Source organism: Oceanobacillus picturae, from assembly GCF_000612865.1.
Lineage (GTDB): Bacteria > Bacillota > Bacilli > Bacillales > Amphibacillaceae > Oceanobacillus_B > Oceanobacillus_B jordanicus.
This window is the reverse complement of sequence record NZ_CCAX010000001.1, coordinates 1,046,090-1,064,635: the sequence shown is the minus strand read 5'-3', so window position 1 is coordinate 1,064,635 and position 18,546 is coordinate 1,046,090. Positions and strand designations below refer to the sequence as shown.

Here is an 18,546-nt window from a genome sequence, read left to right as displayed (position 1 = left end):
TAAAGAGATAAAAAGGAGGAATATTAGTGGCTAAATCGACAAAAGAGTTACCAAAACGTAATGAACTTCCGGTGAATTTGACCTGGAAACTGGAAGATATCTTTGAAACGGATCAGGCATGGGATGAAGAATTGGCGCAACTACAAAAGGATATTCCGCAAATAGCAGAGTTCCAAGGTAAATTATCTGATTCTGCTGACAGTTTGTACAACATGCTACTGCTACAAGATAAATTATCTCAACGTCTTGGAAAGCTTTATACATATGCGCATATGCGTTACGATGAGGATACAACCAACTCATGGTATCAGGGTTTAAACGCAAAAGCGGAAAATGTATTGACACAAGCTTCAAGTGAGATGAGCTTTATCGTACCGGAAATTTTGGCTATGGAAGAAGGAAAGGTTGAGGCTTTTCTAAAGGAAAATCAAGGTTTGCAAGCTTATAAGAAAACACTTGATGAGATTACAAGACAACGTCCTCATGTTCTAAGTCAAAAGGAAGAGGCATTGCTAGCTGAGGCTTCAGAGCCGATGTCTAGTGCTTCACAGACATTTGGTATGCTAAATAATGCTGATTTGACATTCCCACGTATTAAAAATGAATCAGGGGAGGAAGTCGAGCTAACACATGGCCGCTATATTAGTTTTCTTGAATCTAAAGATCAACGCGTCCGTGAAGAAGCATTTAAAGCTATGTACGGAAAGTATGGTGAGTTTAAAAACACTTTCGCTTCCACTTTAAATGGTAACGTTAAAAAAGATAACTTTTATGCAAAAGTGCGCAACTACAACTCTGCAAGAGAAGCTGCATTGGACAACAACAATATTCCTGAGCAGGTATATGACAATCTTGTAGAAGCTGTAAACGAAAAGCTACCATTGTTACATCGTTATGCTGCACTTCGCAAAAAGGTAATGAAACTGGATGAATTGCATATGTATGACCTCTTTACACCACTTGTGCAAGATGTCGACATGGAAATTCCATACGAAAAGGCTCAGAAAGTTGTTTTAGAAGGATTAGAGCCACTTGGAGAAGAATACCTTAACATTGTTAAAGAAGGCTATGAGAACCGTTGGATTGACGTAGAAGAAAATAAAGGTAAACGTAGCGGTGCTTACTCTTCAGGAGCGTATGGTACAAATCCATATATTCTGTTGAACTGGCAGGACAATGTGAATAATATGTTTACACTTGCACATGAGCTTGGTCACTCTGTTCATAGCTATTATACAAGAAAGAATCAACCATACCGTTACGGAAATTATTCCATCTTTGTTGCAGAAGTTGCTTCTACATGTAATGAAGCATTACTTAATGATCATTTACTAAAAACAACAGAGGATGAAAAGGAAAAACTATACCTGTTAAATCATTTTCTGGAAGGATTCCGTGGAACAGTTTTCCGTCAAACAATGTTTGCGGAATTTGAACATGATATCCATGTGCGGATGCAAAATGGGGAAGCATTGACAGCTGAGAGACTAACAGAGCTGTATTATGAGCTAAATAAAAAATATTTTGGAGATGCAGTCGTATCTGACGAGGAGATCGGGCTTGAGTGGGCCCGTATTCCACATTTTTATTACAATTATTATGTATACCAATACGCTACAGGCTATTCTGCAGCTACAGCGCTTGCTAACAAAATCCTAGCTGAAGAAGACGGGGCAGTGGATCGCTATCTTAACTTCCTGAAAGCTGGAAGTAGTGATTATCCAATCGAAGTCTTAAAACAGGCAGGAGTGGATATGACATCTAAACAGCCAATTTTAGACGCGCTAGATGTCTTTGAAGAAAAGCTGAATGAAATGGAAGAACTATTATCCCAACAAAATTAAGCAAACAAAAAACAGGATGGTCAAATGATCATCCTGTTTTGTTATCTCATCCCACGATAAACCTTTTTATTCGTAAATGAATAAACGGTTAAATAGATGCAAATAAATAAGATTGGTAATGTAAGGTAAAGAGGGATGACGTTCATTAAACCAAGGATATTTAAAAAGAATGCGAACACGGTCAGAACAAGGAAAAAAAAGGGAAATAAGCCTTGCACAGTAGGTCCTCCTAGCACATTTTTATTTTGTTTGCATATTATAATGCTTATGTTTATTAGACGTAATTTAGAAGTGTGACACTTCTGTGAAAATGTGAACATACTTATTGAAACATACGAGCAAACTTGGTATAGTTAGTTTGTAAGATGAGAACAAACAAAACCCCTTTGTTTGAATCATGAAACTTTCTCCCATCCCCCTTTGTTTATTTATACAAAGAGAGATATAGAGGATATACGCTGCCCCGTATATCCTCTATTTTTATAAATCGCCACCTCCTGTAAAAAAAGGGAGGAGAGAGGCATCTAGTCATACATAAAAAAATAAGCCTTTAAAAAGGCTTAAGTCATTATCGGTTCCCGACATATTTCCAAAAAGAGCCGTATTTAACAGGGATTCTTTCTACAATTTGCTTCAACTGCAGTTTTTTCATTTCTTTTTCTGTTTGTGCCTGACTCCAGTCATATACAACAGAAATTTCTTTACTACCAACGATATTATAATGTGCTAGAAAATCTTCAAGTGATGGCTTCTCTGATGGAATAGGATGAATGCGTAAAATTTCTTGTAATACACGTACATAAATTTCATACGGATAGAGCCCAGAAACCTTAATACCTTGTTCTTCTACCATTTGGTTAAAGAAAACGATTGTGGGGATATAGTCAACTTCCATTTCTTGGGTTAACTTAAGGTCACATTGAAAGGCTTTCTTTGCAGAAGAGGAGTATAAATCACTTTGGAATTCTGCTGTATCTAAATTCGCTCTTTCTGCACATTTCAGGAGTACCGATTCATCTGAAATGTCCTGTTTATTTAAAAATGCTTCTTCTTGAATTTTTCGTAGGAATTGTCTCCCAGCCTTTTTCCCTTGCAGTTCCGCTGCTTTAATAGCAATGGAAGCAAGCCACGGCGAAGTGACTGGATTATCGATCCACAAATCACCGTCACAGCTCATTCCTGTTCGTTTCGCAGTTTTTTCCCATATATCCCTTAGCCGTTTCGGTTTATCAAATTGATCTCTATTTAATGTGTTAATATGGCCACTTACGATAGGACGAACAGTGAAAAATCGACCGTATTCAATAGAAAGTTTCTTTATATATGGTTCAAGCGCCCAGCATTCTGGACAAAGAGGGTCAACGAAAACGTACATCTCAATTGGTTTTTGCAGAACATCAAAAAAGCTGTAATTTCCCGATGTGTTGGCATGTGTTGAGCTAAGCTCTGTTTGATTCCAGCTCACATCGATTCTCCTTTCTGTTATTCTGGTGTGTTCATCATGTGGTTAGCAGTCATCGTTAATTTTTCATATATAGCTGTGCGATATGGTTCCTCTATTTCAGCTTCGACTAATGCTTGCGCCATGCATTCTAACCAGGCATCACGTCTTTTGGGAGTTATTTTAAAAGGTAAGTGCCTTCTTCTAAGCATAGGATGCCCACGTTCCTCCAAATATAATGAAGGTCCACCAAAAAACTGGGTTAAAAATAATGTTTGTTTTCTTGCTGTTTCTGTCAGATCTTCCGGGAATATAGGGATAAGTTCCGTATTAACGGCGACACGCTTATAAAACGCATTGACGAGTCGTTCAATGGTCTCATAACCACCAATTGCCTCAAACATTGTTCCAGTCTCTCTCATCGAAAATTCCCCTTGCTATTATAAAAGCTTCTAGACCATCCCTATAAAAAGATGCGTTAGTGCTTTTGATTTGAAGTTTGTATATATTGTAGCAACGGAAGGGATTGTGGGCAAATAATCTGATTGTATGAAGCATTAAGCTATTCTCTTGGATCTAAGGATTGAAAGAATCTCTGTATTTTATTAGGTGTTTTTCGCTCAGGTATGGCAAATTGTTTAAGTAGCGACTGAAACACGGATCTGCCAACTTCCTCGGATGGGGCTTCAAGCTCCAGTTCATAATCTGCCTGCCCATTATACGTACTATAATCAAGTACCAGTAAGACATCACGATACGGAATTTCTCGTCGAACTGTTGTCAAGGCACCAAAGTACGTTAGGGTAGATGGTGTAATATCCCATTTATCTAGCTGTTTTTGCGTATGCTCTTTTGCTATTGGCTTTCCACTCAACCACTTATCTACTTCCTCTTCGGACAAGGTGTCATGCGTCTCCAGTAATCCCGTCTCATTTGGTTCCTTTAACGTAAGTTGGTAAGCTCCTTGCTTCTCTCTAATTCGTAGTGCTGCTCCATTCTCTTTTAAACGAAAATCCTTTGTTTCAAAATAGTAATTTGTTTGTGTTTTACCTTCTATTGAAAAAGGAAGCATATTTAATAGTAACTCGAATTCTTTTTTTGTTAGTATATTTTTATATTCAATCTCAATTTCCTGTGTCACATTATTCTCTCCATTATTTTAAATTGGTTAGTATTGATTATGGCTAATGCGAAGCAAATATGCAAAGATTAGCCATTGTGTTAGATTATGGTACAATAGGATGGGAATTATATCCTGACGATTCGTACATAGAGCTAACGGGCTTTATTGCGCGATTTAGAAGAAAATCAGGTGGTGTTTAATGTGAATTGGGGAGCGTTGCTTGCACCTTATACACAGGTAGTAGAAGAATTAAAAGTAAAACTTAAAGGGATACGAAAGCAATTTGAATATGAATCAAGGCATTCACCAATAGAATTTATTACAGGTAGAGTTAAACCTGTTCCAAGTATTTTGGAAAAAGCTGAAAGTAGACAGATTAAAATGACTGATATTGAACAAAAAATACAGGATATTGCAGGGTTAAGAGTAGTCTGTCAGTTTGTTGATGACATATATACCATTGTAGAGATGCTCCGAAGCCGCGACGACCTTTCGATTATAGAAGAGAAGGATTACGTCTCAGAGAAAAAGGATAGTGGATACAGATCCTATCATCTTATAATCGAATACCCTGTAGAAACAATTGATGGTAGGAAAATTCTTATGGCAGAAATTCAAATTAGAACATTAGCCATGAACTTTTGGGCAACAAATGAGCATTCCTTGAATTATAAGTATAAAGGCAGAATACCAACTGAGGTGAAAGAAAGATTACAGCGTGCAGCAGAAGCGGCTTTCAAGCTCGATGAAGAAATGTCTAAAATAAAAAGTGAAGTACAGGAAGCCCAGAGAATGTTCCATAGGAAATAATAAAGTCTGATTTAAATAAGGAGGATGAATACATGAAGTTTGTTATCGTATCAAAGGGCGATGATCGTTCAAATAAACTGAAGGCAACGATGAAACAGTATTTGACTGATTTTGATTTAGAATATGATAAAAAAGAACCTGAATTGGTTATCTCTATTGGAGGGGATGGCACGTTTCTTGAAGCATTCCACCGGTATATTCATCGATTAAGCGAAACTTCGTTTATTGGAATACACACAGGACACTTAGGGTTTTACGCAGATTGGGTCCCTGAAGAAGTGGAAAAATTGATTATCGAGATTGCTAAAACTCCTTTTCAGATTGTGGAATACCCTTTATTAGAAGTGACGATACGCTCGAAGACAGGCGAAAGCAAAGATACTTTTCTTGCACTTAATGAGGCGACAATTAAAACAGCAGACGGATCCGTTGTTTTTGATGTAGAAATAAAGGGAGAACGGTTTGAGACCTTCCGAGGGGATGGCCTTTGTATTTCCACACCTTCTGGAAGTACGGCTTATAACAAAGCACTTGGTGGTGCTATTATTCACCCATCACTCGATGCAATCCAGTTAACAGAAATGGCATCTATTAATAACCGTGTTTTCCGTACAATTGGTTCACCGTTAATCCTGCCGAAACACCATCCATGCATTTTACGACCAACCGTTGATCGTAGTTTTCTAATAGCAATCGACCATTTTACAACAAATTACACTAACGTAGAATCCATTCAGTGTCGGGTAGCTGAAGAACGTATCCGCTTTGCAAGATTTCGTCAATTTCCATTTTGGAACAGAGTACGCGACTCCTTTGTAGCTGAAGAAAATAGCTAGGGTTATGAGACCTTGGCACATAACATTTGCTTTCACGCATAAATAGTGATTTAATTTGATATTTAATATCAACTACAAAGTAAATAAATACAATCTTACAGAAAGATTTCTTGCAATGAAGGAGAAGCATTAAAATGGAATGGATTATTAGAAAAATACATGAGGGATTACTTATTCGAACATACTTACAGCGAGAACACGGGTTTTCGAGGCGAATGATTAAATCTATTAAATTTAATGGAGGAAACATCCTCGTTAACGGTACAAACCAAAATGTAAGGTATGAATTGAAAGAAGGGGACAAGCTTGTAGTAGAATTTCCCCAAGAAAAAATTGGGGCTTATATGGAACCCGAAGATACACCGTTATCCATCGTATACGAAGACGATGCTGTGCTCGTCCTGAACAAAGCGGCTGGAATGCTCTCTATCCCGTCTTTACAACAGCCTACAGGAACAGTTGCTAATGCATTACTTGGCCATTACAAAAACCATGATGTCACGAACACGGTTCATATTGTGACACGTTTAGACAGGGATACCTCAGGACTTATGCTAGTGGCTAAAAATAGTTACAGTCACTCCCGGTTATCAGCATTCCAAAAGGATGGAAAAGTGAAACGTCAATACCAGGCAGTCGTTGAGGGAGCCCCTTCAGACAAAAAGGGTGTAATTAATGCACCAATTGAGCGTAAGGAAGACTCTATTATAGAGCGAATGGTACGGAAGGATGGGAAACAGGCCATCACCCATTATGAAATAGTTCGGGAATACGCCCACTATTCCTTGCTAAGAATTCAGTTGGAAACAGGACGCACACATCAGATCCGTGTTCATTTCAGTTATGTTGGTCACCCGTTAGTAGGCGACACCTTGTATGGGGGAGATGACAAATGGATCGGGAGACAGGCATTGCACTGCTATGCACTTAGCTTTAAACATCCTATAACCAATGAGGACATGCACTTTCAACAGGAACTGCCGCAAGACATGAAACAGCTTCTTTAAAGAAGAGCTTTTTTAAGAGAACTTTGCTAAATTATTTAATTGAAGTAAGTAAATTTCTCTTTCATCAAAGGCTGTTTTGATGGAACATTCACAACTTCTTTTTCAGGTAGTCGAAAGGCACTTAATGCATTGCCAAATACACAGCCTGTATCAATATTAATCGTGCGGTGGACGATTCTTGGTGACATGACAGGTGTGTGTCCATAAACGATCCAGTCTGTTCCCTCATATTCTTTTGCCCAGTCTTTTCTTACAGGCCGTCCATCCTCTGTAAAGTCACCGGTAATATCCCCGTAAAGTACGAAGGTTTTAACCTTTTTATCCGATCGACCAATATATTCCTCTTTTATGCCAGCGTGAGCAACGATAGCTTTCATCTTATGAATCTGCAGATATAATGGGGCGTTTTCGTATAATGTCATAAATTTTTGTCTAACTTCTGCTTGTTCTTCTCTAGAAAGCTGGTTGTATTCTGCTACAGTTGTCTCCAAACCATGACGCTGCTGAACTTTATTACCGAGAAAAAAACGATAGAGCTTATTGCAATGATTTCCTGGTACATAACGAGCTTTTTTCTGTATAATAACAAGGTGGTAGACAAGCTCGATAACCTTTAACGATTGAGGACCACGGTCAGTAATATCACCTAGGAATATAGGAATCCTTCCATCGGGGTGGCTATATTCCTTTTCTTTTTGATAGCCAAGCTTTTCAAACAAGTTTTGTAGTTCTTCATAACAGCCATGCACGTCACCGATAATATCTACTTTTTCCATTATACCCATCCTTATAATTTTTCTTGCTTTCCTGTAAAAATTGGATTATCATAAATCGCGTCCCTGCTAACTAATCTAAAATGTAATTGCGCAACCGTCCGTGAGACTCTCACTTCAAAACATGAGGTGAAACAGTTAAGTTTTTAGTGGGAGTAAGCGGACGCTAACCCCGATTCGTTCAACGAACAAGCAGTAGGGGAAGAATGAAAACCCCCGCTGCTTGAAGTTTCACTTTATTATATCCATTATTTAGTTAGAAACCAAATTGTTTTAATGCTACTTTACAGGGAAAATAAATAGTAGACTTTACTTACCACAAAATAGAATTGAAAGTCAGTGTCGAATGAAGAATTGCCAAGAATAAGTAAGCTTCTAGAAGAAGGCTAGCTTGCTTTTTCAAGCGGAAGGAATGTTTTTCAATGGAATCTAACAATCGCTATGATGAAGAATACGAAGTACAATATGAAGCACACTGGAAAAAGTTACAACAAGCATTAGAGCATGAAAAAATAGAAGAGTTTCGAGATGAATTTCTAGATATGCATCCATATGATCAAGCGAAATTCTTTATGGAGCAGGAAAAAGCATACCGTATGCAAATTTATACTTATTTGTCTCCAGAAGAGCTTGGGGACGTTATGGAAAATGTCGACCTTGAAGATACCACCTTTATCGTGGCCGAAATGGACCCGAGAATGTCATCCATGATGCTTTCTGAAATGTCGGCAGATAATGCAGTTGATATATTAAATGAACTGGACAAAGACCAGGTTGCAAGCCTACTGACAATTATGGATAAAGAGGCAGCTGATGAAATCAAACAGTTGCTTCATTATGAAGAAAAAACCGCTGGTAGTATTATGACGACAGAGTTTGTCTCCACGTACAAGCATTATACTGCCGATCAGACCATGAAACTGTTGAAAGAAGAAGCTCCTGATGCGGAGACCATCTATTATTTATACGTAGTTGATGAAGAGAAGCGATTAGTCGGTGTCCTTTCACTTCGGGACTTAATAGTTGCCTCTGAGGAAACATTAGTGGAAGAAATGATGAATGAAAAGATTGTTGCTGTTTCCGTTGCAAAGGACCAAGAAGAAGTTGCTCAAATGATTCGTGACTATGATTTTCTTGCAGTTCCAGTTGTAGATTTTCAAGATCACCTACTAGGAATTATTACGGTCGATGATATCTTAGACGTTATGGAAGAGGAAGCTAGTGAGGATTATTCTCGTCTTGCTGGTGTAACGGAAGCCACCAGACATGCGGATAGTGCCCTTGTCACAGCCCGTAAAAGGCTTCCTTGGCTAGTCATTCTGCTCTTTTTAGGGATGTTTACTGCCAGTCTTATCGGAAGGTTTGAGCAAACGCTCGAACAAGTTGCTGTTCTAGCTATCTTTATTCCGCTAATTGCCGGAATGGCTGGGAATACTGGTACACAGGCATTGGCGGTAGCGGTACGTGGTCTAGCAACAGGCGATTACGGCAAGCAGGGCAAGACCAAGCTGATATTGCGTGAGGCAGTAACGGGATTAATTACAGGTGCGGTTTGCGGAATTGTCATCACATTGGTTATTTATCTCTGGAAGGGAGATATTTTCCTCGGACTGTTGGTCGGGATTTCTATTCTTGCTACCTTGATTGTGGCAACACTAGCTGGTTCACTCGTTCCAATTATTATGGATCGCTTTAATATTGATCCAGCTGTAGCATCTGGTCCGTTTATTACAACAATTAATGATATTATCTCCATCCTCATTTATTTTGGAATGGCAACAGCATTTATGGGATTGTTAACTTAAAAGACAAAAAGCACTCTTCTGTCGAGTGCTTTTTTATATTTAGTCAAATATTCCGTTATAATTCTTTCACACATTTATAAAAATGGGTTCATATAATGAGAAAGGAAGGAGTGATTATGAATGGCAAAGAAACGATTTGCAAAAGACCCCTTGCTTTACATTCACCAACCAAAAGAAAGTAACCCAAAAGCTCCCATGCAATATACCTCTTATACAAATGCAGAAAAGAAGCAGCATCTAGCATCAGAGCAGAAACCAGTTGAGAAAAAGCAAAAGGAAGTTCTAGGGCCGATTAGTACTCATGCAAGACGTCGCAGCTTTTTAGAAGAACAGGCACTACACCAGGAAAAACGACAGAAGGATGAACCAGAATTTGGAGAAATAGTCGAAAAAAAATATGAGGAAAAGGTTCCCGAGCATGATGAGGAAACCAAAAGCCCCGTAAGAGAAACAGAAACAGAAAAAAAGGAACGACCTAAGTTTAAAGACATGACAATTGAAGAGAAGGTGGCTTACTTCGTGGCGACACCCAGTTATGCTCCGCAAATGCGTTGTGAAATTAGAACAGGAGAAAGATCGTACCGGGGTGTCATTACCGGGTCTGAGGACAATTATGTATATATTAAAGTAGGTAACAGGAAACAAAGTACAAAGATCAACCTAGATGACATCAAACATATAAAATTATTGGGATTTTAAAAAAAGGCCGAGGATATAATCCTCGAGCCTTTTTCATTTCCTTAGTTAAGTGCATTAACTGCAGGAAGGCATGTTACGTGGCAGAAGCAATTAAGGTCTACAGTCATACAAATGCCAGTCGCGCGCAGTGGCTTTGTTTCTTGTTCCACTGGATTTTTCGGACATGGATTTTCATCACCAGGATCTCTTAATAGTTCTAGAACTGCACAACAATCATCTGTGATTTTCTTAACTCGGAAGTAGAAGCTGCCTACAACGTATCCGATATTGCTTGGATGTGCACCGTACCCTTGGAATGGTTTGCAGTCTCCTTTACAGTAAAGGATTACCGGAACTGTATCTAAACCATTGCCGTTATCTGTTTCCCCCAGTAAGTCCGTGATTGACTGTTCGCAGCTCGTGTCACAACAATTTTCAATGACGTCATTCTGTGCCTCAACTATTTCACTAAGAATATCGCAAACACAGTTTCCTGTTTCAAAATCTTTTCCACAACCCATGAATTATTACTCCCTTCAAAAATGAAATTGACTCATTTGTCTTTACTAGAGTATGTGTTTTCGCATAGATGGTGTGGGCATCCATCCTAAATAATCTAGATATTTATCCGTATAAACGGGCGAATGTCTACACCAGCCTAATTTTGTAACATAGACTAATAACGAACATACATGAAAAAGGAGTGGAAGCTAGTGTCTGAGAGAAAACAAGTCATTCATGTGAAAGACCTTGTTATAAAGGCGGATAACGTTTATATAGAACCAAGGAGACCGCATCATCGAAATCCATTTTTTGGCGGAAGAACACAAGAAGAAGCAGAAGATGTACACCACGAAGATAGAGAAGACTTTGTGAATGAAGCAGATGAGAAAGAAGGAAGAAGAGATCCTTTCGGTTGGTTTTAAATGAAACTGGCAGCTATTTTGTAGCTGCTTTTTATTTTACGTTTGCAAAGCGTGAGTTCTATCCTGAAAGCAATGAAGACGTGATTGGATTCTATAAGAAAAAACACACATTCGCTAAAAGACGAACGAGTGCAAATGTTTCTAATGACAAAGGGGGTCTCTTGATGAAAGTATCTGAACCCGGTTGGCTTCAACACATTCGAGATATTGAAAAACATCTTGAAAAAAATGAAAAATGGCTAAAACAACCGGAGTCTAAATTTAACCAATTTAATAAGGAAGCTGAAGCTTGGGAGAAAGAATATTTAGCTAAAATCAGCGATGTAGAGAAATTTGCAAATGAATTGGAGAAGACGATGGAGAAATTGTAGGAATACTTTTTAGAGAGAAGGGTATATATAAATAACTAACCAATAAGATAGCTTACTTCTCAAATTTATTATCTATAAAGGAGGCGCTTATATGGGCTATATTCTTCCAATCTCTCATTACCAATACAATGAATACCAAAACCGGATTACGGAAACAAAACAAAATCCACACTATATTGAAAGACCTTTCAAAGTAATTTTAGAAGAACAGCATCAACGTATCGAAAAAGAATATGAACGTCTAAATGGCCCAGTACAGCAATCTCCTTCAAAAAAAGATCTGCACGCTAATAAGTTTTTCGGGCAAATTACCGGCAAAGGTAAGAATTTTAGTGCAGGTGTTTAATTTTTTATATTTAACGAAGAGGGGCTTGCGGAACGGGAAATATCTCATGTAATCAGTCAAAAGGTAAATGATTAAGAATATTTCCCTACACTAATTAGAATGCCACTTCTTCAAGCATCAGAAAAATCCGAACTAGATGAAAAAACATCCTAGTTCGGATTTCTCTTTAACTAAAGCATTTTTGTCCTAATATCATTTAAATCGCTTATGTTCTCGGTTTGTAAATGGAAGTAGGAAAAGTTGCTTATCCTTTATGTATTCTGCGTAGAATACTTCCTTCGGGCTTGAATAGTCTTGTTTGTGCAATTCTTCGATTAACCATTCCTCTGTGAGATTTTTCTCCTTCAGGTTATCGTAAATAATTTCACCATCATTAATAAGTGTCGTGGCAAGGTGAACATCGTGTGTTGCTACTTTCAAATCATGTTTTGTTGGTGTTTGATTGGCAGCCTTTTTTAATACAGAGACTTTGCCGTTTGTTTCTAATATAGCATATTCTACATCCTGTATAGAAAACACATCTTTCTCGCGTAACAAATGTTGAAGGTGATTTAGATCAAGCTTACATTTCTTCATTGTATCCCGGATAAGCTTACCCCTATAAATAATAATATCAGGACTTCCTTCCATAAAAGCACGGGTTCTTTTCCACTTTTGCGTAATAATTTCTGTCAGGTACAACAGCACGCCCCATAAGATGATGACAAACGCAATTTCTGGAATACCGGCCTCTTTATCAAACAATGCATTCCCAACAAGTTCGCCAAGGATCAGGGCTGAAATAAAGTCAAAAGGTGTTAATTGGCTAATTTGTGTTTTACCCAATACCTTCGTAAGTAAGAATAATGCTGCAAACCCGAAAAGAGTGTCGGATAACATGGAGAGATAATTATTCAAAGGTGCTGCCCCCTTCTAGGCATTTAAGCCTTAGCTTACCCGAAAAAGGGACTCTTATTCATATAGTAAATCGTAATCTGTTAGATAAAGGTAGAAGAGAAAGAGGTAATAAAAAACACCTCACAGGGAGGTGTTTTACAAGTCTTTTACCATTGTTACATGTGGGATTCCGGCATCCATAAATTCTCCGGAAATCGTTTTGTACCCTAGGCGCTCATAAAATGGAAGCGCTTGGGTTTGCGCATTAAGTTTAGCCTTTTTATATCCCTTAGATAAGATGATGTCTTCCATGGCAGCAATCATTTGCGAACCAAATGCTTTACCACGGTGTTCCTTTAGTATACAAATTCGTTCTAGTTTTCCATATCCCTCTACGAAGCGCAGTCGACTAGCTGCGATTGCTTGATCATTTTCATAGCCTACAAGATGTGTTGCTGTTTTATCATGTTCATCCAGTTCTTCCTCTGGTGACACATTTTGTTCTTTAACAAAAACCGTCATACGTACATGATAAGCTTCTTTTAATTGTGCGTCTGTTTCTACAATGTTTATATTCAAACTTTTTCCTTTCCGAATACAAAGGAGTCGTGAACAGTCCATGAACCATTATCCAGTTGGTAAAGAAGCTGAAAACGATCTACTTTATCCTCTAAGTCAAAGTTCTTCATCTTTAGGCTACCATATACATCGGAATATTCTTCAGTGGATAGCTTTTGGGCAATCGTAATATGGGGAACAAAGGCAAATTCCTGATTACCTGGAAGTTTACCACGGTTCATCTTCTCAAACAAATCGATCAATTCCTGTTTTGGCTCTACTTTTAAATAAATCGTATTTGTCACAGGCGCAAAAGTACTTACTTTTCGAATGTTTACTGTAAATGGTTCTGTATCATTGGCAATATGCTTCAACTCTGTCACAAACTCATGGACAGTTTGTTCGTCAGCTTCAAAGGCTTCCTTCAGCGTAATATGCGGTGGAATTAATGCATAATGTGGGTCATAACGCTTTCTGTATGAATTTGCTTCATCTTGTACAGCTTTTGATGGGAAAATAGCTATTCCATATTTCATTATGAAAACCTCCTCTATATTTTGACGACTGTATCTTTTTAAGAACCAGCTTAGTGTACCTTATATTATAACAAAATTAAAAGGAACAAGGTAATTATTTTTATATTTTTCAGCAAAATCGTTTAAGGTTATGCGAACATAGTAGTAAGTAAACGTTTCATATCCTGCTGCCAGTATTTCCAAGTATGCTCTCCATCTTCTAGCTCATGATACACATAGCTAAGCCCTTTTGCAGTTAGTAGCTCATGTAACTTTCGATTCGGTTCAATAAAGTCAAGGGTTTGACCATCTGTTGTATCAACTGCCGTTTCCGCTGTACCAATCGTATGGTAAACGTCAATCCCATGAATAGATGTGGCTTCCTCAACTGCCTGCAAGACTATTTCATCTACATAGGGGGACTGCATAACGACTTTTCCAAATGTATGTGGATATTTAAATGCGGTCATAAGGGCGAGTGTACCTGCTAGTGAATCTCCCATAAGTGCTCGTGATTGTCCCATATGGTACGTCGGGAGCAAGTCATCTAGCAGAGGAACGACTTCATGTACCAAAAATTTAATATATGCCTTATTCTGTTCTCCGTTTGGATGATACTTTTCTCGGCGATCATATTTGTCCTTGTAATGGATTCCGATAAAGATGGTATTACTTATTTCATGAGAATCATGAAGACGGTCACTAAGGGTAGCAATCCGTCCCATTTGGTAATAATCATTTCCATCCTGCATGATACAAACATTATATTTGTATAATGGTGAGAATGATTCTGGCAGATAGAGTTTTAAAATCATCGTTTCATTCAAATAGCTACTTTCGATTTGTTTTTCTGTCATGGAGCCTTTTCTTCCCAATTTGAACCCCCCAATATTTGAAAGTCGGATACTTTTCTCTTTAAGGAAGTCATACTCAAGCATTTCGGTTTCTGATTCCCTACTATTTCTTATTGTAAACCAATGGGTTCGTATTATAAAAGGTTCAGTTTGCCTTCTCGAGTAACTGGCCTTTATAAAGGTTGTAATAACTTCCTTCAAGTTCAAGTAAAGATTCATGGCTTCCTTGTTCGAGAATTTCCCCGTGTTCCAGCATTATGATCTTATCTGCTTCCTGAATAGTGTTCAAGCGGTGGGCAATAACAAAGCTCGTTCTGCCTTCCATCAATCGTTTAAGAGCCTCTTGAATCTTTATTTCTGTAATAGTGTCGATATTACTTGTCGCTTCATCCAGTATCAGAATGGATGGTTCTGCAAGCAATGCTCGGGCGATGGTAAGCAATTGTTTTTGGCCTTGACTAATTCCACTACCAACCTGGTCAAGCATTGTATCATAGCCATCAGGCAATTTCTCAATGAATTCATGTGCATTCGCATCTTTTGCGGCTTGCACTACTTCCTCATCCGTTGCTTCAAGGCGACCATAGCGGATGTTTTCCCTAATGGTAGCATGGAAGAGGAAGGAATCTTGTAAGACAAAGCCCATATGCTGGCGTAGACTAGAACGCTGGATATCTTTTAAAGCATTTCCGTCAAGCCGAATTTCACCTTCATCATAATTATAGAAGCGGGAAATTAAATTGACGATAGTCGTCTTACCAGCACCAGTATGCCCAACAAGGGCAACTGTTTCGCCAGGTGCAGCTTCAAAGCTGATATCGTTTAGAATTTTGCTGTCTTCGTAACCGAAGGAAACATGGTCAAACACAATTTTCCCTTCCGTCTCTGATAGTTTTATTGCGCTTTTTTCATCGCTTTCCTCTTGTTTCTCGTCTATAACTTGAAACACTCGTTCTGCTCCAGCGATGGCGGATAACAGAATATTAAACTGATTGGATAGTTCATTTAAAGGCCGGGTGAACTGCCTTGCATATTCAGTAAAAATGACGATGATCCCAACGGTTATAAAACCATTAATCGCAAGTATGCCACCAACAAGGGCAATAAGAGCCATGCTCAGGGCATTAAGTGAATTCATTACCTTTGGAATAAAACCGGCGATGGTTAAGGCCCAAAACCCAGAATGATTTAATTTCTGGTTACGCTCTTCAAATTCTTTGATGACGCGTTCTTCTTGAGAGAAGCTTTTTACAATATGCTGACCGGAAACGATTTCCTCCACATAGCCATTCACTTCACCTAGATTTTTTTGTTGTAATTTATAGAGTGGTCCTGTTCTTCTTGTAATCCAGCGAATGCTGAAAAACATGGCCGGGATAATCGACATGGTCACGAACGTTAATAATGGGCTTAAATAAAGCATTACGCCAACAGTTCCAAATAGGGTCAATACACTGGAAAAAATCTGGATGACCGACTGGTTCAGGGTATTGTTCACATTATCAATATCATTGGTAACACGACTCATTAATTCGCCATGCTGTCTTTTATCAAAATACGAAATTGGCAGTCGATGAAATTGATAAAATAAATCGGAACGCAACGAATAAACCGTGTTCTGTGCGATATCTACCATCCAAAAGTTTTGTAGAAAAATGGATAGGGAGTGGAACAGGAATATAACAACGAGCCAGATTAGCAAAGTGGCAAGTCCAGCACTTTCTTTTGTGACAATAAAGTCGTCAACTGCCATTCCGATCATATAAGGGCCAAGTAGGCTAAGTCCAGCACTGGCCACAACCATTAAAATCACTAGAAAAAGCTTGAATTTTTCTCTGGCGAGGTAAGACCAAATCCGTTTAAGTGTTCCACGTGCGTCCTTCGCTTTCCTTGCTTTATCTTCCTTTATCGTATCAACAGGAATTTTTTCATATTGAAAAGGCTGCTTTAATGAATTATTTGGCATATGCATACTCCTTTCCAAATTGGGATTCCACAATTTTTTGATATAGCTCAGAGGTTGCGAGCAGTTCTTTATGTGTTCCAATAGCAAGCAACTTGCCTTCGTCCATTAACAGAATACGATCAGCACGCATAGCAGTAGAAATCTTTTGGGTAATGATTAGCATGGTGCATTGGTACGTATCAATTGCATCAAGTAAACGAGATTCTGTTGCTAAATCTAGGGCACTTGTACTGTCATCAAGCATTAAAATCTTTGGTTTGCGAATCAACGCACGCGCAATGGAAATCCGTTGCTTCTGTCCACCTGAAAGATTGACACCCTTTTGCCCAACGCGAGTCTCATATTGATCATCCAGACCAATGATAGTGTCGTGAATTTGAGCATCTTTTGCTGCCTGCACGATTTCTTCGTTCGTAGCCTGATCTTTTCCCCAAGCAATGTTATCTCTCACCGAACCAGTAAATAGAAGTGGACTCTGCGGTACATAACCAATGCTACCGCGCAGTTCATCAAGCGAATAATCGGTGAGCTGCTTGTCATCCACAAGGACGGTCCCGCCTGTTGGGTCATAAAGCCGTGGGATGAGCTGGAATAAAGAGGTTTTTCCTGATCCGGTGGAGCCAATAACAGCGAGTTTCTCTCCTGCAGCAACTTCAAACGTCATTTGCTTTACAACCGTTTCTTCCGTCTCAGGGTATGCAAAGGAGACATCTTGAAATGCTACAGAACCCTTACTTACATGGACACCATAGTTTACCGTATCGGAATCCTTTAAATCCACTTCCAAATTTAATACCTCACTTAGACGTTCAGCAGATGCCTTCATCCTAGAAAATGCCATGATAATAAAGGTAAACATGGAAATGGCCATAGAGACACGGAGCGCGTAGTTAACAATTGCCACGACATTTCCGACAGAAGTATCTCCAGCAATGGCCTGAGCGTTTCCAAACCAAATAATGAAAATGAGGCTTAAATTCATTACAAATAACAATACCGGCATGGAGGACTCCACAAATCGGAAAGTAAAACGAGTACGATCAGCAAGTTCTTTGTTTGCCGTTGTGAAACGTTCCTCTTCATGTTTTCTCCGGAAAAATGCCTTGATTAATCGCATGCCAGCTAAATTTTCTTGCATGACCCGGTTTACTTTGTCGACGCTTTTCTGTACCTTATCGAAAAGACCACTCGCAATCTTCAGTATCCATAAAATAAATCCAATTAGTAACGGAACGGTAACAAGGAAAACTAGGGATAACTTGGCATCCACGATAAATGCCAGTGTCACACCACCAATGACAATCAGTGGTGCTTTTGAAATAATGCGTAAAATCATAAACACAGTATTCTGTACCTGACGCACATCATTTGTAAATCGGGTGACAAGTCCGGAAGTGGGGTACTTGTTTAAATTAGCAAACGAAAATTCCTGTATTTTAGCAAATAATCTTTCCCTTATGTCATGGGCAAATCCCCAGCTGACATGGGAGGAATAGAAGGAGTTAATAATGCCGCTTACGAATCCGATTAAGGATAAACCGATCATAATACTGCCCCACATCACAATATTATCGATATCCTGGTTAACCACCCCGTCATTAATCATTTTTCCTAAAAATAGCGGTAGCAGCAATTCAGCAGCCAATTCTACAAGCATTAGCAATAACGCTGCAACGGCTGCCAGCTTATACGGTTTAATAAAAGAAAAGACTGTTCTCATGTTGACTCTCCACCTGTCATTAAATAATCCAATATTCTTCCTATTATAATAGGAAAGTATGTTTTTATCCACTCATTTAATTCGTGTTTCGAAATAA

At 38.7% G+C, this 18,546-nt stretch carries 20 protein-coding genes; 9 read left to right on the top strand and 11 right to left on the bottom strand.

From position 1 onward, the window contains the following. The first annotated feature begins 26 nt into the window (after nucleotides 1-26). Complete coding sequence (pepF, locus tag BN988_RS05390) at nucleotides 27-1,844, top strand: oligoendopeptidase F (protein ID WP_036573881.1); 1,818 nt, start codon at nucleotides 27-29, stop codon at nucleotides 1,842-1,844. 568 nt (nucleotides 1,845-2,412) lie between these two features. Here pepF and BN988_RS05380 read toward each other — a convergent pair. The 3 genes from BN988_RS05380 to BN988_RS05370 form a co-directional block, all read right to left on the bottom strand. Then, nucleotides 2,413-3,309 (bottom strand): ClpXP adapter SpxH family protein, encoded by an 897-nt coding sequence (locus BN988_RS05380; protein WP_036573876.1) that lies wholly within the window; start codon nucleotides 3,307-3,309, stop codon nucleotides 2,413-2,415. Between the two features lie 17 nt (nucleotides 3,310-3,326). Next, a complete protein-coding gene (locus BN988_RS05375) occupies nucleotides 3,327-3,707 on the bottom strand; it encodes a globin domain-containing protein (protein ID WP_036573874.1) in 381 nt (126 codons plus the stop codon). A 140-nt stretch (nucleotides 3,708-3,847) separates the two neighbouring features. Beyond that, nucleotides 3,848-4,426 carry a CYTH domain-containing protein gene (locus tag BN988_RS05370; RefSeq protein WP_036573872.1) on the bottom strand — a complete coding sequence of 193 codons (579 nt, stop codon included), beginning with the start codon at nucleotides 4,424-4,426 and terminating at the stop codon, nucleotides 3,848-3,850. A 183-nt stretch (nucleotides 4,427-4,609) separates the two neighbouring features. On the opposite strand from BN988_RS05370, the gene BN988_RS05365 reads away from it, so the two are divergent. From BN988_RS05365 to BN988_RS05355, 3 genes are all read left to right on the top strand, one after another. Next, complete coding sequence (locus BN988_RS05365) at nucleotides 4,610-5,218, top strand: GTP pyrophosphokinase (RefSeq protein ID WP_036573869.1); 609 nt, start codon at nucleotides 4,610-4,612, stop codon at nucleotides 5,216-5,218. Nucleotides 5,219-5,250: 32 nt separating this feature from the next. Next, nucleotides 5,251-6,054 carry an NAD kinase gene (locus BN988_RS05360; RefSeq protein ID WP_036573867.1) on the top strand — a complete coding sequence of 268 codons (804 nt, stop codon included), beginning with the start codon at nucleotides 5,251-5,253 and terminating at the stop codon, nucleotides 6,052-6,054. Nucleotides 6,055-6,188: 134 nt separating this feature from the next. After that, nucleotides 6,189-7,061, top strand: a complete 873-nt coding sequence (locus BN988_RS05355; RefSeq protein WP_036573865.1) for an RluA family pseudouridine synthase — start codon at nucleotides 6,189-6,191, stop codon at nucleotides 7,059-7,061. 35 nt (nucleotides 7,062-7,096) lie between these two features. Here BN988_RS05355 and prpE read toward each other — a convergent pair whose 3' ends face one another. Then, a complete protein-coding gene (gene prpE / locus BN988_RS05350; RefSeq protein ID WP_036573863.1) occupies nucleotides 7,097-7,837 on the bottom strand; it encodes a bis(5'-nucleosyl)-tetraphosphatase PrpE in 741 nt (246 codons plus the stop codon). Between the two features lie 419 nt (nucleotides 7,838-8,256). Between prpE and mgtE the strand changes: the two genes are divergently transcribed. Next, a complete protein-coding gene (gene mgtE, locus BN988_RS05345) occupies nucleotides 8,257-9,639 on the top strand; it encodes a magnesium transporter (RefSeq protein ID WP_036573861.1) in 1,383 nt (460 codons plus the stop codon). Nucleotides 9,640-9,759: 120 nt separating this feature from the next. Beyond that, nucleotides 9,760-10,338: a CotO family spore coat protein gene (locus BN988_RS05340; protein WP_036573860.1), complete on the top strand. Its 579-nt coding sequence runs from the start codon at nucleotides 9,760-9,762 to the stop codon at nucleotides 10,336-10,338. A gap of 41 nt (nucleotides 10,339-10,379) precedes the next feature. Here BN988_RS05340 and BN988_RS05335 read toward each other — a convergent pair whose 3' ends face one another. Beyond that, nucleotides 10,380-10,838, bottom strand: coding sequence for a CotY/CotZ family spore coat protein (locus BN988_RS05335; protein ID WP_036573858.1), 459 nt, complete (start codon nucleotides 10,836-10,838; stop codon nucleotides 10,380-10,382). Between the two features lie 192 nt (nucleotides 10,839-11,030). Between BN988_RS05335 and BN988_RS05330 the strand changes: the two genes are divergently transcribed. The 3 genes from BN988_RS05330 to BN988_RS05320 all read left to right on the top strand — a co-directional run bounded on the left by BN988_RS05330 (nucleotide 11,031) and on the right by BN988_RS05320 (nucleotide 11,960). Next, nucleotides 11,031-11,243: a hypothetical protein gene (locus BN988_RS05330; protein ID WP_036573855.1), complete on the top strand. Its 213-nt coding sequence runs from the start codon at nucleotides 11,031-11,033 to the stop codon at nucleotides 11,241-11,243. Beyond that, the gene (locus BN988_RS19145) at nucleotides 11,234-11,614 is read left to right on the top strand and encodes a hypothetical protein (protein ID WP_231495193.1); all 381 of its coding nucleotides are present in this window, start codon (nucleotides 11,234-11,236) and stop codon (nucleotides 11,612-11,614) included. The genes BN988_RS05330 and BN988_RS19145 overlap by 10 nt, the downstream gene beginning before the upstream one ends. 91 nt (nucleotides 11,615-11,705) lie before the next feature. Beyond that, nucleotides 11,706-11,960 carry a hypothetical protein gene (locus BN988_RS05320; protein ID WP_036573854.1) on the top strand — a complete coding sequence of 85 codons (255 nt, stop codon included), beginning with the start codon at nucleotides 11,706-11,708 and terminating at the stop codon, nucleotides 11,958-11,960. Between the two features lie 192 nt (nucleotides 11,961-12,152). Here the strand turns inward: BN988_RS05320 and BN988_RS05315 are convergent, their stop codons facing one another. The 6 genes from BN988_RS05315 to BN988_RS05290 all read right to left on the bottom strand — a co-directional run bounded on the left by BN988_RS05315 (nucleotide 12,153) and on the right by BN988_RS05290 (nucleotide 18,449). Further along, nucleotides 12,153-12,857: a YetF domain-containing protein gene (locus BN988_RS05315; protein ID WP_081779357.1), complete on the bottom strand. Its 705-nt coding sequence runs from the start codon at nucleotides 12,855-12,857 to the stop codon at nucleotides 12,153-12,155. A gap of 135 nt (nucleotides 12,858-12,992) precedes the next feature. Beyond that, nucleotides 12,993-13,415, bottom strand: a complete 423-nt coding sequence (locus BN988_RS05310; RefSeq protein WP_036573850.1) for a GNAT family N-acetyltransferase — start codon at nucleotides 13,413-13,415, stop codon at nucleotides 12,993-12,995. Beyond that, the gene (locus tag BN988_RS05305) at nucleotides 13,412-13,930 is read right to left on the bottom strand and encodes a YjcG family protein (protein ID WP_036573847.1); all 519 of its coding nucleotides are present in this window, start codon (nucleotides 13,928-13,930) and stop codon (nucleotides 13,412-13,414) included. Before BN988_RS05305 ends, BN988_RS05310 begins: the two co-directional genes overlap by 4 nt. A 128-nt stretch (nucleotides 13,931-14,058) precedes the next feature. After that, nucleotides 14,059-14,784, bottom strand: a complete 726-nt coding sequence (locus tag BN988_RS05300; protein WP_036573846.1) for an alpha/beta hydrolase — start codon at nucleotides 14,782-14,784, stop codon at nucleotides 14,059-14,061. A 124-nt stretch (nucleotides 14,785-14,908) separates the two neighbouring features. After that, on the bottom strand, nucleotides 14,909-16,729 hold the full coding sequence (locus BN988_RS05295) for an ABC transporter ATP-binding protein (protein WP_036573843.1): 1,821 nt from the start codon (nucleotides 16,727-16,729) through the stop codon (nucleotides 14,909-14,911). Then, nucleotides 16,719-18,449, bottom strand: a complete 1,731-nt coding sequence (locus BN988_RS05290) for an ABC transporter ATP-binding protein (protein WP_036573840.1) — start codon at nucleotides 18,447-18,449, stop codon at nucleotides 16,719-16,721. The genes BN988_RS05295 and BN988_RS05290 overlap by 11 nt, the downstream gene beginning before the upstream one ends. Nucleotides 18,450-18,546: the final 97 nt, after the last annotated feature.

Excerpts from the sequence above, each read along its gene's own strand:
- BN988_RS05375 (WP_036573874.1), bottom strand. The coding sequence starts at position 3,707 with ATGAGAGAGACTGGAACAATGTTTGAGGCAATTGGTGGTTATGAGACC.
- BN988_RS05360 (WP_036573867.1), top strand. The coding sequence starts at position 5,251 with ATGAAGTTTGTTATCGTATCAAAGGGCGATGATCGTTCAAATAAACTG.
- BN988_RS05355 (WP_036573865.1), top strand. The coding sequence starts at position 6,189 with ATGGAATGGATTATTAGAAAAATACATGAGGGATTACTTATTCGAACA.
- prpE (WP_036573863.1), bottom strand. The coding sequence starts at position 7,837 with ATGGAAAAAGTAGATATTATCGGTGACGTGCATGGCTGTTATGAAGAA.
- mgtE (WP_036573861.1), top strand. The coding sequence starts at position 8,257 with ATGGAATCTAACAATCGCTATGATGAAGAATACGAAGTACAATATGAA.
- BN988_RS05340 (WP_036573860.1), top strand. The coding sequence starts at position 9,760 with ATGGCAAAGAAACGATTTGCAAAAGACCCCTTGCTTTACATTCACCAA.
- BN988_RS05335 (WP_036573858.1), bottom strand. The coding sequence starts at position 10,838 with ATGGGTTGTGGAAAAGATTTTGAAACAGGAAACTGTGTTTGCGATATT.
- BN988_RS05320 (WP_036573854.1), top strand. The coding sequence starts at position 11,706 with ATGGGCTATATTCTTCCAATCTCTCATTACCAATACAATGAATACCAA.
- BN988_RS05305 (WP_036573847.1), bottom strand. The coding sequence starts at position 13,930 with ATGAAATATGGAATAGCTATTTTCCCATCAAAAGCTGTACAAGATGAA.
- BN988_RS05295 (WP_036573843.1), bottom strand. The coding sequence starts at position 16,729 with ATGCCAAATAATTCATTAAAGCAGCCTTTTCAATATGAAAAAATTCCT.
- BN988_RS05290 (WP_036573840.1), bottom strand. The coding sequence starts at position 18,449 with ATGAGAACAGTCTTTTCTTTTATTAAACCGTATAAGCTGGCAGCCGTT.